The organism is Halopseudomonas phragmitis (assembly GCF_002056295.1).
GTDB classification, from domain to species: Bacteria; Pseudomonadota; Gammaproteobacteria; order Pseudomonadales; family Pseudomonadaceae; genus Halopseudomonas; species Halopseudomonas phragmitis.
Map to the genome: position 1 here is coordinate 3,484,975 of NZ_CP020100.1, position 14,610 is coordinate 3,499,584.

A 14,610-nucleotide genomic window follows, 5' to 3' on the forward strand; every position below is an offset into this window, starting at 1 on the left:
GCTCCCTAGCGGCGCATGCCGTAGTGCTTGCGCTCAAACTCGGCAATGCGCAGGCGATAATGCTCTATGGTCTGAGCTGTGAGCACGCTGCGCTGCTCGTCCTTCAGATCACCACCCAGCTCATGGGACAGCTTGCGCGCGGCGGCGATCATCAGGTCCAGTGCCTGTTTGGGGTGGCGTGGGCCCGGCAGGCCCATGAAGAAGCTCACCGCGCGCACATGGCTGTTGTCCAGTTCGTCCAGGTCAAAGGTTCCCGGCTTGAGGGCGTTGGCCATGGAAAACAGTACATCGCCATTGCCGCTCATGCTTTCGTGGCGGTGAAAAATGTCCATTTCGCCAAAACGCAGGCCGCTTTCCATGATGCTCTGCATCAGCGCCGAGCCGGCAAAGCCCTCTTCAGCGCGCGAGACCACGTTGATTACCAGCACCTCTTCTACCGGTGGCTGGTCCTTGGGCGGGCTGGGCTGAGCCTTTTGTACAGGTGCAGACTGCGCGGCCGGTTTGGCTGACTGTGCTCTGGCCGCTGCCGGCGATTCATCAGTAACCGGATCAAGCAACATAGGCGCCGGTTCTTCCAGGTCGAGCCCGACCTGCTGAGGCTCGCGCCATTCGCCATGCTCGCCCAACTGATCCTCGCGCAGCGCTGGATCATCACCAAACGAGGGTTCGGCCCGCTCCCGTTCACGCTGCCCCACGACCCGCGGTGGGCCGAGCAGTTCATCGTTACCGTCGTCCTCCGGCAAGTCCTTGAGGTTGCGTTCCAATTTGAAGCGGATACGAGATCGACCACCCATGCGTCGCCAGCCATCGAACAGAATGCCGGCGATCACCAAAAGGCCGATGATGATGAGCCACTCACGCAAACCAAAATCCATGAATAACCTGTTCCTGTTGTATTCATCCAGTACCAGTAATGGCGTTATGACGCCTCACCGGTGTCTATGGGCGGACACTATCATGCCCGCGCGTAACTTCAAACTGCCGCCAACGCGGCGGCCTCTTCCACATTCACTGTGACCAGCCTGGAGCAGCCAGGTTCATGCATGGTTACACCCAGCAACTGGTCGGCCATCTCCATCGCAATCTTGTTATGGGTAATGTAAATGAATTGCACCCGGTCTGACATCTCCTTGACCATCCGCGCGTAACGTCCGACGTTGGCGTCGTCGAGTGGCGCATCGACTTCGTCGAGCATACAGAACGGCGCCGGGTTGAGCTGGAAGATCGAAAATACCAGGGCGATGGCGGTCAAGGCCTTTTCGCCACCCGACAGCAGGTGGATAGTGCTGTTCTTTTTGCCCGGCGGGCGGGCCATGATCGCCACCCCGGTATCGAGCAGGTCGTCGCCGGTCAGCTCCAGGTAGGCATGACCGCCACCAAAGACCTTGGGGAACAGCGACTGCAAACCATGATTGATCTTGTCGAAAGTCTCCTTGAAGCGGCTGCGGGTTTCCCGGTCGATCTTGCGGATCACCTGCTCCAAGGTATTGAGCGCTTCTTCAAGGTCGGCATTCTGGGCATCCAGGTAGCGCTTGCGCTCGGATTGCTGCTGATATTCGTCGATCGCCGCCAGGTTGATCGCGCCAAGACGCTGGATGCGGGCGTCAAGCTGGGCCAGTTGCTGCTCCCAGTCGGCCTCGGCGGCGCCTTCTGGCAGGCTGGCGATAACCCCTTGCAGATCATAGCCGGCTTCCAGCAGTTGCTCCTGCAGGCCCTGACGGCGGGTCTGCAGATCGCGGGCAATCAGCCGTTGCTCATCGAGCTGGGTGCGCAGTACCTGGGCTTGCTGTTCGGCCTGACTGCGGCGGCGGTCCTGCTCACGCATCTGCTGGTCGACCAGCTCCAGCGCTTCGCGGGCCTGGGCCAGTTCCTGTTCGACACTGATGCGCTGCTCCAGCAGTGATTCCAGTTCGATGCGCTGATCGTCTTCCGGGGCCTGGCTTTCTTCCAGGGTCATGCGCAATTGTTCACGCCGCTCGGCCAGACGCTCGATCTGGGCGTTGAGACGATCGAGACCCTGCTGGGTAGAGTCCTGCTGAGCCCGCAGCGACTGAACCCGCAGGGCCAACTGATGGGCCCGGTCCTTGTGCTGGCGGGCGTGCTGGCGGGCATGATCCAGGTTCTCACGTACCTGATCGCGCTGGGCCAGCAGGCTCTCACGCTGGCTGGAATCTTCAGCCATTCGGTCCAGCGCTTCCTGCAGGCTCAGACGTGCCTCGCCGACCTGCTCAAGCTCTTCGGCGCGCTGGGCCTTGATGTCTTCCAGGTCATCATTAATGCGCTGACGCCGGGCATTGATCTGCTCCAGACGCACCTGGCGGGCCGACCACTGGGCCTTGAGTTCGCCCTGCTCGCGGCCCAGTCGGGCCAGCCCCTGCTGAAGACTGTCGCGCTGCTGCTCCAGGCTGCGAATCAGTTCCCGCAGGCCGCTCAGCCGTTCATCAGCCTCCTGCAAACGGGCTTCCTGGGTTTCCAGCTCAAGCTGCAGTTGTTCGATTTCCTGCTGGCGGGCCAGAACGCCGGTCTCACCGGCATCGCCGCGCCGCAGGCGGAGCCAGTTGGGTCCGACCCAATGCCCGTCGGCAGTGATCAGCGACTGATTAGCCTGCAAATTGCCACGCCGGGCCAAGGCTTTATCGAGACTGGCCACCGTGCCGACCTGAGCCAACCAGGGACTCAGGTCCAGTGTACTGGTTACCTTGCTCAGCAAAGCGGCCTCAAGCGGGCTGCCAGTCTGAGTCAGGGCGCGGTGTTCGATCAGGCGCAGATGGCCCTGATCGAAGCCCTCCAGGCTGTCAGCTAAAGCGCCAAGATCATCCAGACTGACGGCCTGCAGGTCATCGGCCAGCACAGTTTCAACCGCGCGTTCCCAACCCGGCTCGACCTGCAGCCGTTCTGCCAGCTGACTGAGCTGGCCCAGACCCTGCTGCTCGAGCCATTGGCGCACACCCTGGCCATGGTCCAGGGCTGCCTGCTGCAAGGCTTCCAGCGATGCCAGACGGCCGTTGCCGCGCTGAATCTCACCGCGCCGGATATCCTGTTCCTGGCTCAGCGCGTTGAGGGTGTCGCGCTCCTGGCGCAGGCGCTCGCCCAGGTCGTCCAGTTGCTGCTGTTCGGTTTCGCTGCGCAGATCCAGTTCGGCCAGTTGTTCGGCCAGTTCCGCCAGTTCGTCATCCAGCGGTCCGGAGGTCAGCGTCGTGCGCTCATCTTCGAGCCGCTGGATGCGTTCGCCAAGGCGTTCGATAGCCTGTTCCAGATGGCGAATGCGCGACTGCTCGACCTCGGCCTGCTGACGCGGAGTGGCGGCTGACTGGTTGAACTGGTCCCAGGCCGTCTGCCAGGCCTGCATCGCCTCTTCGGCGGCCAGCAGTGCGCTGGTGGTGTCTTCGTCGGCAGCGCCAGCCATTTCCAGCTCTGGCTCAATCTGCGCCAGTTCGTTGTGCAGATCGGCGAGCAGCGCCTGGTCCTGGGTCAGGTGACTTTGCGCTTCCTGCCAGGCCTGTTCGGCCTGCTCGATATCTTCGTGCAACTGGCGCTGGCGGTCGCGATTGAACTGCAGGGCCTGCTCGATCCGGCTGATATCGGCGCCAACGCTGTAATAACGGGCCTGTACCTGATTGAAGCGTTCGGTCAGATCACTGTGCTGGTCACGCTGCTTTTCGATTTCGCTGTCGGCATTGCGCTGTTCGGCAATCAGGGCTTCCAGAGCAATCTCCAGATCCCGCACCCGGTGCTCACGCTCGCCTGCCTGGGCGTCCAGCGTCTGCCAGCGCAGCGCCTGCAACTGAGCCTTGAGCTGGCGCTCCTCGGCTTTGAATTCCTTGTACTTCTCTGCCGCCTGAGCCTGACGATGCAGGTGCGCCAGTTGCCGCTCAAGCTCGTCGCGCAGGTCTGTCAGGCGCGCCAGGTTCTCATGGGTACGACGGATACGGTTTTCGGTTTCGCGCCGGCGCTCCTTGTATTTGGAGATGCCGGCAGCTTCCTCAATAAACAATCGCAGCTCATCGGGCTTGGCCTCGATCAGTTTGGAGATCATGCCCTGCTCGATGATCGAGTAGCTGCGCGGCCCCAGGCCGGTGCCGAGGAAGATGTCGGTGATATCGCGGCGCCGGCACTTGGTGCCGTTGAGGAAATATTGGTTCTGGGCTTCGCGGGTAACCTTGCGACGAATGGAGATTTCGTTATATCCCGCGTACTCGCCCTGAAGCGTGCCGTCACTATTATCGAATACCAGCTCGATTGAGGCCTGGCCTACCGGCTTGCGGCTGTTGGAGCCATTGAAGATGACATCGGTCATCGACTCGCCGCGCAGGTTCTTGGCCGAACTTTCGCCCATAACCCAGCGCACCGCATCGATAATGTTGGATTTGCCGCAGCCATTGGGGCCAACCACTGCGCCCATGTTGGTCGGGAAGTAGACCGTGGTGGGATCGACAAAGGATTTGAAGCCTGCCAGCTTGATGCACTTGAGTCGCATTGATCGGCCTGTCCTTGATCGTGATGCAGTGAATGACAACAAAGACGCATTTTTACCTGCTATGCCGGTCAGCGACAACTGTTGGACCACAAAGGTGGCCAAAGCAACTGCGCTACGGCAGAATTCGAGGTTTTATCTGGCACGGCCACCCCGCCCCACATGAATCTCGACCCCAAACTGGAAAGTCTCTACAACCGGCTGATTGAGCAGGAAGACGCCCGGGTCTGCAAGGACATCCCCGACAGCGCCTGCAGCGATGTGCCGCAGAATTTTTTCCGCCAGGTGTTCGCCACCACCCTGACCAGCCTCGGCGATACACTGACTAATCCCAAGACCACCCTGGCCTGGCTCCTGGGTGTGGTCGGCGCGCCGGTGGCGTTGATCGCCTGGCTGGTGCCAATCCGCGAGTCCGGTTCAATGCTGCCGCAACTGTTCATTGCCGCCCGCATCCGCCGCTATGCCCGGCGCAAGGGTATTTGGGTGCTGGGCAGCCTGCTCCAGGCTGCGGCGCTGGTTGCCATGGGGCTGGCCGCCTGGCTGACCGAGGGCACCCTGGCCGGGGCGCTGATTATCGCCTGCCTGATTGTCTTCAGCCTGGCCCGCGGACTGTGCTCGGTAGCCAGCAAGGATGTGATCGGCAAGACCGTACCGAAAACCCGGCGCGGGCGAATGAACGGCCTGGCCACCAGCCTGTCCGGCTGGCTGGCACTGGGGTTTGGCCTGTACTGCCTGATCTGGCCCCCGGCCGATGACGACATGCTGTTCTACGCCACACTATTGATCGCCGCCGCAATGCTCTGGCTGTTGGCGGCCCTGATTTATCAGCGTATCGAAGAAGCGCCCGGCGCCACCGACGGCGGCGGCAATGCCATCGAGAAGGCCTGGAGCAGCCTGAGCCTGCTACGCCATGATCAGCCGTTCCGGCGTTTCGTGATCACCCGGGCGCTGCTGCTGTGCTCGGCGCTATCGGCCCCCTACTACGTGCTGCTCGGCCAGCAACTGAGCACCGGGCTGAGCATGCTGGGCGCCTTTCTAGTCGCCAATGGACTGGCCAGCAGCCTGAGCGCCTATGTCTGGGGCAGCCTGTCCGACCGTTCCAGCCGCCAGGTAATGATCTATGCCGCTTTTCTGGCCAGCCTGCTTGGTCCGCTGGTGATCGCCATTCATCTCTGGGCTGCTCTGCCGGCCAGCCTGCACGCCTGGCTGTTCCCGCTGGCGTTCTTCGTGCTCGGCATCGCCCACAGTGGTGTACGGGTCGGGCGCAAGACCTACGTTCTGGACATGGCCGGCGGCAACAAGCGCACCGACTACGTGGCGGTCGGCAATAGCGTTATTGGCCTGATCCTGCTGGCCACCGGACTGTTCGGCCTGCTCAGCAGTCTGATCGGTGCGGCCGGCATGTTGTTGCTACTCTCTGGTATAGGTTTGCTGGGAGCGCTGTTGGCTCTGACTTTGCCGGAAGTTCAATCCTGATTTACCACAGTAAAGGAAACACACCATGTCAGCGACCCTGACTCCACCGGCCCCACAAGGGCTTCCGCTCGCACGTCGCATTGGCCTGTTGCTGGGCCCGGCGTTTTTGCTGATCACTCTGCTGCTGCCGGCACCAGGGGGGATGAGTGAAGCCGCCTGGAACACTGCCGGCCTGATGCTGTTGATGGCTACCTGGTGGTCAACCGAGGCGATACCGATTCCAGCCACTGCACTGCTGCCCATTCCGCTGATTCCGGCACTGGGCCTGGGCAGCGTGGCCCAGGCCACTGGCCCTTATGCCAACCCGATCATCTTCCTGTTCATGGGTGGCTTCGTGCTGGGGCTGGCGATGCAGCGCTGGAACCTGCACAAGCGCATTGCCCTGGCGACGTTGCTGGCCGTCGGCAGCAAACCGCGCAACCAGATTGCCGGTTTCATGCTGGCCACGGCCTTTCTCAGCATGTGGGTGAGCAATACCGCCACCACTATCATGATGCTGCCGATCGGACTGTCGGTAATCACTTTGCTGGAGCAGGAAGACAGCGAGTCGGTACGTCGGTTTGCCGTGGCCCTGTTGCTGGGTATTGCCTATGCCGCCAGCGTCGGCGGCATCGCCACCTTGATCGGCACGCCGCCCAATGCCCTGCTGGCTGCTTATCTGAGCGACAACCAGGGTATCGATGTCGGCTTCGCCCAGTGGATGATGATCGGCGTGCCGGTGGCTCTGAGCATGCTGGTGGCGATCTGGTGGTGGCTGACCCGCCGTCCGTTCGGCCTCAGCGACCAGAGCGACAGCAGCGAGATGCTGCGTCAGCAGTTGCTCGAACTGGGCGCCATGAGCAAGGCGGAAAAGCTGGTGGCGCTGATCTTCAGCCTGACCGCCATGGCCTGGATTTTTCAGCCGCTGCTGTCGCAGAACCTGCTGCCCTGGCTGAACGACACGGTGATCGCCATCGCCGCGGCCATCATCCTGTTTCTGGTGCCGGTCAGCCTGCGTGAGCGGACCTTTCTGATGGACTGGGAAACAGCCAAGGATATGCCCTGGGGCGTGCTGCTGCTGTTTGGTGGCGGCCTGACCCTGGCGGGCGTGATCACCAGCTCAGGGCTAGCCCAGTGGATTGCCGAAAGCCTGTCGATTCTTGGCATGCTGCCGGCGCTGGCGATGATCGTGGTGGTAACGGCGGTTATCATTTTCCTCACCGAGGTGACCAGCAATACTGCCACCGCAGCCGCCTTCCTGCCGCTGCTGGGGGCGCTGGCCATGGGTCAGGGAGTCTCGCCGATTCTGTTCACCGTGCCGGCTGCGATTGCCGCCAGTTGCGCGTTCATGATGCCGGTGGCGACCCCACCCAATGCCATCGTGTTCGCCAGCGGGCACATGCATATCGGCGACATGATCCGCGCCGGCTTTGCCCTGAACCTGATTGGTATCGTGCTGGTGACGTTGCTGAGCTATGTACTGATGGGAGTGGTATTCGCCATGTAGGCAAATACCCATAGCGCCGGCGGTTGCCTGCCGGCGCGAACAGGACTTGGTTGAGGATGGGTGTAGTTACAGCGGCTGGTCGACCTTGACCAGTACCCGCTGCTGGGCGCCCACTTCGACATTATCGGTACGACCCTGATGGCTGCCGCTCAAGGCATCGCCATCGGGCGAGACCCGGGCCACCAGTTGCAGTGACTGACCAGGGGTGAGCGTTACTCCGGGCAGCATGGCGTCGGCAGCGCTCAACTCAACCTCGGCAGGCAACTCATCCAGGGCGAAACGCTTGGCAACCAGCGGCATGGGTGGCCCGTTCGGGTCGCGGGCGAACAGAAAGACTACCGCGCCATCATCCAGACCGGCCGCAATTTGCGGATCAATCTCCAGACGCACCCGGATCACTGCCTGCTCGGCCACTTCATCCACGGCAGGAGCTGGCTGCCCCAGCCGCTGCCGAGCCCGCTCGATACCACCCTGAATCGCTTCGGCCCCACTGCTACCCGGTGGCATGCCAGCCAGCAGGCGTTCCCAATATGCGATAGCACCGCTGTAGTCAGCCGACTCGAAGGCGGCAATGCCCAACAGGCCCAGGGCGGTCGGCTCACGCGGCTCCATTTCCAACGCCTTGTCGAGCGCTGCTACCGATTGCGCATCGAGCTGGTTGCCGGCAGCAAAGTAGCGGGCCTGGGCCAACTGGGCCAGCACTTCCGGGCGCTCACCCAGACGCTCGACACTCAAGCCAAAGGCTCTGACAGCCTGCTCCGGCTGCTGGGCATTCATGTAAGCCCGACCAAGCATGAACCAGGCTTCACCATTCTGCGGCTGGACCTCGGTAATCCGCTCCATCCGGTCGATCAACGCTTCCAGGCTCTCGACCTGCGGGCGCTCCTGCAGTTCACGGTACAGAGCCAGTCCAGCCGGGTTACCCCAACTGCTGTAGAGCACCAGTACCAGCGGCACCATGAGGATCGCGGCGACCACCAGTAGAGCCGGTGTTCCGGCTACGCGCGGGCGCTGGCGCTGATCGGCTTCGGCGGTATCTTCCAGCAGCAGGCGACTGGCTTCCTGACGGGTCTGCTGGTATTGCTCTTCGGAAATTTCACCGGCGCCGCGCTGACCTTCCAGTTCGGCCAGACGTTCCTCGAACAGCGCAACGTTCAACGCGGTACGATCAACCGTGGCCTGGCGTCCGCGCTGCCACAACGGCCAGAGCACAACCACTATCCCCGCCACCAGCAGCAGGGCACTGAACAACCAGAAATCAGTCATCGCGGGTCTTCTTCTCCAACAGGGCTTGCAGGCGCTCACGCTCTTGCTCGTCCAGCTCACTGGCCTGAGCGTTGTTCAGCGCCTTTTGGCGACGGCGTACCATCACCAGCAAAATGACGAAACCAGCCAATAGAAATACCGCCGGGGCGAACCACAGCACCATGGTTTCCACGGTCAGGACCGGCCGATAGCGAACGAACTCGCCATAGCGGGCCACCATGTGCTCGACGATTTCCTTGTCAGTGCGACCCTCATCCAGCAACCGATAGACTTCACCGCGCAAGTCAGTGGCAATCGGCGCATTGGAATCGGCAATGTTCTGGTTCTGACACAGCGGGCAGCGCAGCTCGCTGCTGATCTGGTAGAAACGTTGACGCTGATCTTCGCTGTCGAAATCGTAGGTGTCGATGGCGGCATGGGCCAGGGCGCCGACGCACAACAGGGCGAGCGCACAGAGCAGCTTACGCATCAGGTACCTCCCTCAAGCAGAGCCTTATAGCGCGGTTCAAGCTCACGCTCCCAGACCCGGTCATCGATCACGCCGATGAACTTGTAGCGGATGATCCCGTCAGCATCGATCAGGAAGGTCTCGGGGGCGCCATAGACGCCCAGATCCAGACCGAGACGCCCCTGCGGGTCGCTGACATTGATCTGGTAGGGGTCGTGCAGGTCGCGCAGCCAGCGCTGGGCGGAGGCGTTGTCGTCCTTGTAGTTGATGCCATAGATGACCACGCCCTGCTCGGCCAGACGGTTGAGCACCGGATGCTCGACCCGGCAGGCCACGCACCAGGTGGCCCAGACGTTGACCAGCGCCGGCCCCTTGAGGTCGGCGGCGGTGATACGCCGCTGGGCATCCTTGACATCCTCCAGCTCGAAGGCTGGCAGCGGCTTGCCAATCAGCGGCGACGGCAGCTCAATCGAGCTCTGGCGTATTTCAGAGGCTTGCCGCTCTCTCAGGGTTTGATAGAAGAACAAGGTACCGGCCACAAAAAGCACCAGCGGCACCAACAAAATCAGTCTGCGCATCAGACCACCTCCCCGGCCGCCTGGGCCGGTTGGGCCGGCTGGGTGCGCTGTTCACGCAGCTTGAGCCGGTAGCGTTTGTCACTGGCCGCCAGCAACCCACCGAAGGTCATGAACAGGCCGCCCAGCCAGATCCAGCGCACAAACGGCTTGATATGCACACGCATGGCCCAGGCGTCATTGCCCAGCGGCTCACCCATGGCGACAAACAGGTCGCGGGTGAACCCGGCGTGGATCGCCGCCTCGGTCATGAGCTGGTTCTGCACGGTGTACAGGCGCTTCTCGGGACGCAGGGTAGTAATCCGGCGCTCACCCTTGAATACCTCCAGCACCACCTTGTCGGACACCCAGTTGGAGCCTTCGCGGTGGCTGGGCTCGATGTAGACGAAGCGATAGCCACCCAGCTCAAGCTGATCGCCCGGCGCCATGCGCAGGTCACGCTGGCTGTCGAACAGGCTGGCACCGACCACACCGACTGCGCATACAGCCATACCCAGATGCGCCAGGGTCATGCCCCAGTAGCTGCGCGGCAAGGCACGCAGACCTTTGGCCAGGCCCTTGTTGCGGGTCTTGTTGCGGATATCGACCAGGCTCATGCCGGTGACCCAGAACACCAGTAGCAGCATGCTGCCCACCGCGGCATAGTGGTCACCGATCCACAATGCCAGGACAATCGCGCCAATGGCCGACAGAATCGCGACCCATTTGAGCTGGCTGAACAGCCACTTGACCGGGGTGTCCTTCCAGCGGCTGAGCATACCGACGCCCAGAGCCACCATCAGGATCGCCATCAGTGGCAGGAACAGCGCATTGAAGTACGGCGGGCCGACCGAGACCAGGGTGCCGGTCAGCGCATCCAGCGCCAGCGGATAGAGGGTACCGAGCAGTACCATCAGCGCCGCGACCACCAGAATCACGTTATTGATCAGCAGAAAGGTTTCCCGCGACCACAGGGCAAAGCCGATCTGGCTTTTGACCACAGGAGCCCGCAGGGCGTAGAGCAGCAGCGAGCCACCGACCACCACCAGCAGGAAGCCAAGGATGAATACCCCCCGTTCCGGATCGGTGGCAAAGGCGTGTACCGAGGTCAGCACGCCCGAGCGCACCAGGAAGGTGCCCAGCAGGCTGAGCGAGAAGGCGGCAATCGCCAGCAGCACGGTCCAGCTCTTGAACACCCCACGCTTTTCGGTCACCGCCAGCGAGTGAATCAGCGCGGTACCAACCAGCCAGGGCATGAAGGAAGCGTTTTCAACCGGGTCCCAGAACCACCAGCCGCCCCAGCCCAGTTCGTAGTAGGCCCACCAGGAGCCCAGCACGATGCCCAGGCTCAGAAACGCCCAGGCCACAATGGTCCAGGGCCGCGACCAGCGCGCCCAGGCAGCATCCAGCCGGCCACCGAGCAAAGCGGCGATGGCGAAAGCAAAGGCCACCGAGAAGCCGACGTAACCCATGTACAGCATCGGCGGGTGGACGATCAGGCCAAAGTCCTGCAGCAGCGGGTTGAGATCCTTGCCATCGACCGGGTGATAGGGCAACTGCCGATCAAAGGGGTTGGAGGTCATCAGAGTGAACAGCAGGAAACCGACACTGATCATACCCATGACGGCCAATACCCGGCTGAGCATTTCCGGTGGCAGGTGACGGGAGAAGATCGCCACGGCAAACGTCCAGCTCGCCAGAATCAGTGCCCACAGCAGCAGTGAGCCTTCATGCCCGGCCCAAACCGCGCTGAAACGGTAGTACCAGGGCAAGGCGCTATTGGAGTTCAGCGCCACATAGGTCACGCTGAAGTCATGGACCATGAAGGCATGGGTCAGACAGATATAGGCCAGCAGAATGAACACAAACTGCCCCACCGCCGCCGGCTGGGCAAAGCTCATGGTCAATGCATCGCCACGCCAGGCGCCATACAGAGGAAGCGTCGATTGTAGCAGTGCCAGCGCCAATGCAATGATCAGGGCGACCTGGCCAAGTTCGGGAATCATCCTGCCTCCAACTCAGTAACCGGACGCCGAGGCGCCATTGACGGACATGTGGTTGACGCGTTCCAGCGCCTGCGCCACTTCCGGCGGCATGTATTCCTCATCGTGCTTGGCCAGCACCTCATCGGCGACCAGCATGCGACCTTCATTCAGCCGCCCCAGCGCGACGATGCCCTGCCCCTCGCGGAACAGGTCGGGCAGAATCCCGCTGTAGGCAATCACCACCTGCTTGTTGCCATCGGTTACGGCAAATTCGACATCCAGACTGTCGCTGGCCCGTTTGACGCTACCGGCCACGACCATGCCGCCGGCGCGAATGCGAGTATCCAGGGGGGCTTGTCCCTCAGCAATTTCTGTCGGGGTATAGAACAGATTGATGTTCTGCTTCAGAGCGGTCAACGCCAACCCTACGGCTACCCCAACGCCCAACACGACCAACAGAATCAGCGCCAGACGTTTCTTTCGCTGCGGATGCATCACACCTCCTCCCGGCGCCGACGACGCGCCTCTTCACTTACCAGACGCCGACGCGCCACCCAGGGCTCCAACACATTCAGCGCCAATACCACGAAGGTGATGGCGTAGGCCGACCAGACATAGGGGCCGTGCCCACCCATCGCCAAGAATTCAGACAAACCGCTCATGACATTTTCTCCAGAGCTTCACGCGCCCAGCGGGTCTTGCCCTCGCGCCGCAGGGTTTCAACCCGCATGCGCATCAGCAGGCTGACGGTAAACAGGGCATAGAAGCCGAGCACTGTCAGCAGCAGCGGGAACCACATCTCGATCGGCATGGCCGGCTTGGCGGTGACCTTGAAGGTGGCGGGCTGGTGCAGGGTATTCCACCAATCCACCGAATATTTGATGATCGGGATATTGACCACCCCGACAATGGCCAGCACGGCCGTGGCCTTGGCTGCGGTATCGCGGTTGCTGATCGCCTGGCCCAGAGCGATGATGCCAAAATACAGAAACAACAGAATCAGCATTGAAGTCAGGCGCGCATCCCAGACCCAGTAGGTGCCCCAGGTCGGTTTGCCCCAGATGGCTCCGGTGATCAGGGCAATGAAGGTCATCCAGGCACCGATAGGAGCAGCGCAGCGCAGCGCCACGTCAGCCAGTTTCATCCGCCAGACCAGAGTAATGATACCGGCCACTGCCAGCATGATGTAGCAGGATTGAGCGACGAAGGCTGCCGGCACATGAATATAGATAATCCGGAAACTGTTGCCCTGCTGATAATCCTGCGGGGCGAACACCAATCCCCAGACGACCCCAACGCTGAGCAGCAGCACGGTGGCCAGCACGAACCAGGGCAGCCAGCGGCCGCTGATATCGTAGAACCACTTGGGCGAACCCAGCTTGTGGAAAAAACTCCAGTTCATCGCGTCTCCAACCTCATTCACTCACCCCGATACGCAGGCCAGCGGCAATCGCCAGCGGCGCCAGGCTCAGCGCCAGAACCGCCAGGCAACCCAGCCACAGGGCATAGCCCATGACCGGCAGGCCCTGCAGTGCGGCATCCATCGCGCCAGTACCCAAAATCAGCACCGGGATATACAGGGGCATGATCAACAATGCCAGCAACAACCCGCCGCCCTTGAGGCCGACCGTCAAAGCCGCCCCCACCGCGCCCAGCAGACTGAGCACCGGGGTACCCAGCAGCAGGGTCAGGCACAAGACCGGCAGCACCTGCGGCGGCAGAGCCAGCATCAGGCCGAACAACGGCGCCAGAATCACCAGCGCCAAGCCCGATACCAGCCAATGATGCGCCACCTTGACCAATACCATCAGTGTCAGCGGATGAGCGGACAACACCCACTGCTCCAGTGATCCATCCTCGTAATCACTGCGAAACAAACCATCGAGCGACAGCAGGGTCGCCAGCAGTGCCGCGACCCAGATCACCCCAGGGGCCATGATCCGTAGCATGCTCGGCTCCGGCCCCACCGCCAGTGGAAACAGGCTGATCACGATGGCGAAGAACACCAGAGGGTTCAGCAAGTCCCCAGGGCGACGCCAGGCCAGGCGCCACTCACGGCAAAACAACAACCAGACAATCCGTCGCATCAGGCCACCTGCTGCAGATCGAGGCAACGAACCGCATCCAGATGATCCAGGCTGTGGTGGGTAGTCAGCACCACCAGGCCTCCAGCCGCCGCATGGGCCAATACGTGCTGCTCCAGCGCAGCAACACCGGTCTTGTCGATAGCGGTAAAGGGTTCATCCAGAATCCACACCGGCGGTGGCTGCAAATACAGTCGGGCCAAAGCCACACGGCGCTGCTGCCCGGCCGAGAGGTTGTGGCACAGCACATCCTCAAAGCCCTTGAGCCCGACCTGGGCCAGGGCCGCCCAAATCTGTTCACGGCTGGCCGGAGTGCCAAGAGCACACAGCCAGGCCAGGTTTTCCTCAGCGGTCAGACTGCCCTTGATCGCCGGGGCATGACCGATGTACAGCAAGTCCTGGCGCCAGCGCTCGCGGCCACGGCCGCTCAAAATCGACTCGCCGGCATAACGAATATCACCGGCTACCGGCGGCATCAGCCCGGCCAGAATCCGCAGCAGGCTGGTTTTGCCCGAACCGTTGGGTCCGGCCACCTGCAGCACCTCACCAGCGGCCAGTTCGAAACTCAGCCCGGCGAACAGCTCCCGATGGTCGCGTTCACACGTCAGTCGCTCTACCTGTATCGGCTGTGGTTTCACCATTACTCCGCATCGGCCCGGATAAACAGGACAACCCTAATGCTTGCCCCGCTGCAGCCGCTATACTGTCTACGGCCGCGTCAACGGGGGCCATTATACATACAGCCTCTCACCAGAGGCCTCTGATTTATATCAACATGTGGCAGCATGAGCCCTGACTTTCGTTTACCTCCAACGGTCGCAAGCCCGCTAACCAGCG

13 protein-coding genes are annotated in these 14,610 nt (G+C 61.9%); 2 read left to right on the top strand and 11 right to left on the bottom strand.

From position 1 onward, the window contains the following. Positions 1-5: 5 nt before the first annotated feature. Both zipA and smc read right to left on the bottom strand, forming a co-directional pair. Complete coding sequence (zipA, locus tag BVH74_RS16120; protein ID WP_080051090.1) at positions 6-875, bottom strand: cell division protein ZipA; 870 nt, start codon at positions 873-875, stop codon at positions 6-8. Between the two features lie 98 nt (positions 876-973). Then, positions 974-4,477 (bottom strand): chromosome segregation protein SMC, encoded by a 3,504-nt coding sequence (gene smc, locus BVH74_RS16125; protein ID WP_080051091.1) that lies wholly within the window; start codon positions 4,475-4,477, stop codon positions 974-976. A 159-nt stretch (positions 4,478-4,636) separates the two neighbouring features. On the opposite strand from smc, the gene BVH74_RS16130 reads away from it, so the two are divergent. Both BVH74_RS16130 and BVH74_RS16135 read left to right on the top strand, forming a co-directional pair. Then, positions 4,637-5,950: an MFS transporter gene (locus BVH74_RS16130; RefSeq protein ID WP_080051092.1), complete on the top strand. Its 1,314-nt coding sequence runs from the start codon at positions 4,637-4,639 to the stop codon at positions 5,948-5,950. Positions 5,951-5,975: 25 nt separating this feature from the next. Then, positions 5,976-7,436: an SLC13 family permease gene (locus BVH74_RS16135; protein ID WP_080051093.1), complete on the top strand. Its 1,461-nt coding sequence runs from the start codon at positions 5,976-5,978 to the stop codon at positions 7,434-7,436. A 66-nt stretch (positions 7,437-7,502) separates the two neighbouring features. On the opposite strand, the gene ccmI is transcribed toward BVH74_RS16135, so the two are convergent. Genes ccmI through ccmA form a run of 9 tightly spaced genes read right to left on the bottom strand, consistent with a single transcriptional unit; the run spans position 7,503 to position 14,414 of the window. Beyond that, on the bottom strand, positions 7,503-8,702 hold the full coding sequence (gene ccmI / locus BVH74_RS16140; protein ID WP_080051094.1) for a c-type cytochrome biogenesis protein CcmI: 1,200 nt from the start codon (positions 8,700-8,702) through the stop codon (positions 7,503-7,505). Next, positions 8,695-9,171, bottom strand: coding sequence for a cytochrome c-type biogenesis protein (locus BVH74_RS16145; RefSeq protein WP_080051095.1), 477 nt, complete (start codon positions 9,169-9,171; stop codon positions 8,695-8,697). The genes ccmI and BVH74_RS16145 overlap by 8 nt, the downstream gene beginning before the upstream one ends. Continuing rightward, positions 9,171-9,728, bottom strand: a complete 558-nt coding sequence (locus BVH74_RS16150; RefSeq protein WP_080051096.1) for a DsbE family thiol:disulfide interchange protein — start codon at positions 9,726-9,728, stop codon at positions 9,171-9,173. The genes BVH74_RS16145 and BVH74_RS16150 overlap by 1 nt, the downstream gene beginning before the upstream one ends. Next, positions 9,728-11,710, bottom strand: a complete 1,983-nt coding sequence (locus BVH74_RS16155) for a heme lyase CcmF/NrfE family subunit (RefSeq protein ID WP_080051097.1) — start codon at positions 11,708-11,710, stop codon at positions 9,728-9,730. The genes BVH74_RS16150 and BVH74_RS16155 overlap by 1 nt, the downstream gene beginning before the upstream one ends. Before the next feature lie 12 nt (positions 11,711-11,722). Then, the gene (gene ccmE / locus BVH74_RS16160; protein WP_080051098.1) at positions 11,723-12,184 is read right to left on the bottom strand and encodes a cytochrome c maturation protein CcmE; all 462 of its coding nucleotides are present in this window, start codon (positions 12,182-12,184) and stop codon (positions 11,723-11,725) included. Continuing rightward, positions 12,184-12,351 carry a heme exporter protein CcmD gene (ccmD, locus tag BVH74_RS16165; protein WP_080051099.1) on the bottom strand — a complete coding sequence of 56 codons (168 nt, stop codon included), beginning with the start codon at positions 12,349-12,351 and terminating at the stop codon, positions 12,184-12,186. The genes ccmE and ccmD overlap by 1 nt, the downstream gene beginning before the upstream one ends. Next, positions 12,348-13,091: a heme ABC transporter permease gene (locus tag BVH74_RS16170; protein WP_080051100.1), complete on the bottom strand. Its 744-nt coding sequence runs from the start codon at positions 13,089-13,091 to the stop codon at positions 12,348-12,350. Before BVH74_RS16170 ends, ccmD begins: the two co-directional genes overlap by 4 nt. A gap of 13 nt (positions 13,092-13,104) precedes the next feature. Further along, positions 13,105-13,776 (bottom strand): heme exporter protein CcmB, encoded by a 672-nt coding sequence (gene ccmB, locus BVH74_RS16175; protein ID WP_080051101.1) that lies wholly within the window; start codon positions 13,774-13,776, stop codon positions 13,105-13,107. Beyond that, the gene (gene ccmA, locus BVH74_RS16180; RefSeq protein WP_080051102.1) at positions 13,776-14,414 is read right to left on the bottom strand and encodes a cytochrome c biogenesis heme-transporting ATPase CcmA; all 639 of its coding nucleotides are present in this window, start codon (positions 14,412-14,414) and stop codon (positions 13,776-13,778) included. Before ccmA ends, ccmB begins: the two co-directional genes overlap by 1 nt. Positions 14,415-14,610 lie beyond the last annotated feature (196 nt).

Excerpts from the sequence above, each read along its gene's own strand:
- zipA (WP_080051090.1), bottom strand. The coding sequence starts at position 875 with ATGGATTTTGGTTTGCGTGAGTGGCTCATCATCATCGGCCTTTTGGTG.
- smc (WP_080051091.1), bottom strand. The coding sequence starts at position 4,477 with ATGCGACTCAAGTGCATCAAGCTGGCAGGCTTCAAATCCTTTGTCGAT.
- BVH74_RS16130 (WP_080051092.1), top strand. The coding sequence starts at position 4,637 with ATGAATCTCGACCCCAAACTGGAAAGTCTCTACAACCGGCTGATTGAG.
- BVH74_RS16135 (WP_080051093.1), top strand. The coding sequence starts at position 5,976 with ATGTCAGCGACCCTGACTCCACCGGCCCCACAAGGGCTTCCGCTCGCA.
- ccmI (WP_080051094.1), bottom strand. The coding sequence starts at position 8,702 with ATGACTGATTTCTGGTTGTTCAGTGCCCTGCTGCTGGTGGCGGGGATA.
- BVH74_RS16145 (WP_080051095.1), bottom strand. The coding sequence starts at position 9,171 with ATGCGTAAGCTGCTCTGTGCGCTCGCCCTGTTGTGCGTCGGCGCCCTG.
- BVH74_RS16150 (WP_080051096.1), bottom strand. The coding sequence starts at position 9,728 with ATGCGCAGACTGATTTTGTTGGTGCCGCTGGTGCTTTTTGTGGCCGGT.
- BVH74_RS16155 (WP_080051097.1), bottom strand. The coding sequence starts at position 11,710 with ATGATTCCCGAACTTGGCCAGGTCGCCCTGATCATTGCATTGGCGCTG.
- ccmE (WP_080051098.1), bottom strand. The coding sequence starts at position 12,184 with ATGCATCCGCAGCGAAAGAAACGTCTGGCGCTGATTCTGTTGGTCGTG.
- ccmD (WP_080051099.1), bottom strand. The coding sequence starts at position 12,351 with ATGAGCGGTTTGTCTGAATTCTTGGCGATGGGTGGGCACGGCCCCTAT.
- BVH74_RS16170 (WP_080051100.1), bottom strand. The coding sequence starts at position 13,091 with ATGAACTGGAGTTTTTTCCACAAGCTGGGTTCGCCCAAGTGGTTCTAC.
- ccmB (WP_080051101.1), bottom strand. The coding sequence starts at position 13,776 with ATGCGACGGATTGTCTGGTTGTTGTTTTGCCGTGAGTGGCGCCTGGCC.
- ccmA (WP_080051102.1), bottom strand. The coding sequence starts at position 14,414 with ATGGTGAAACCACAGCCGATACAGGTAGAGCGACTGACGTGTGAACGC.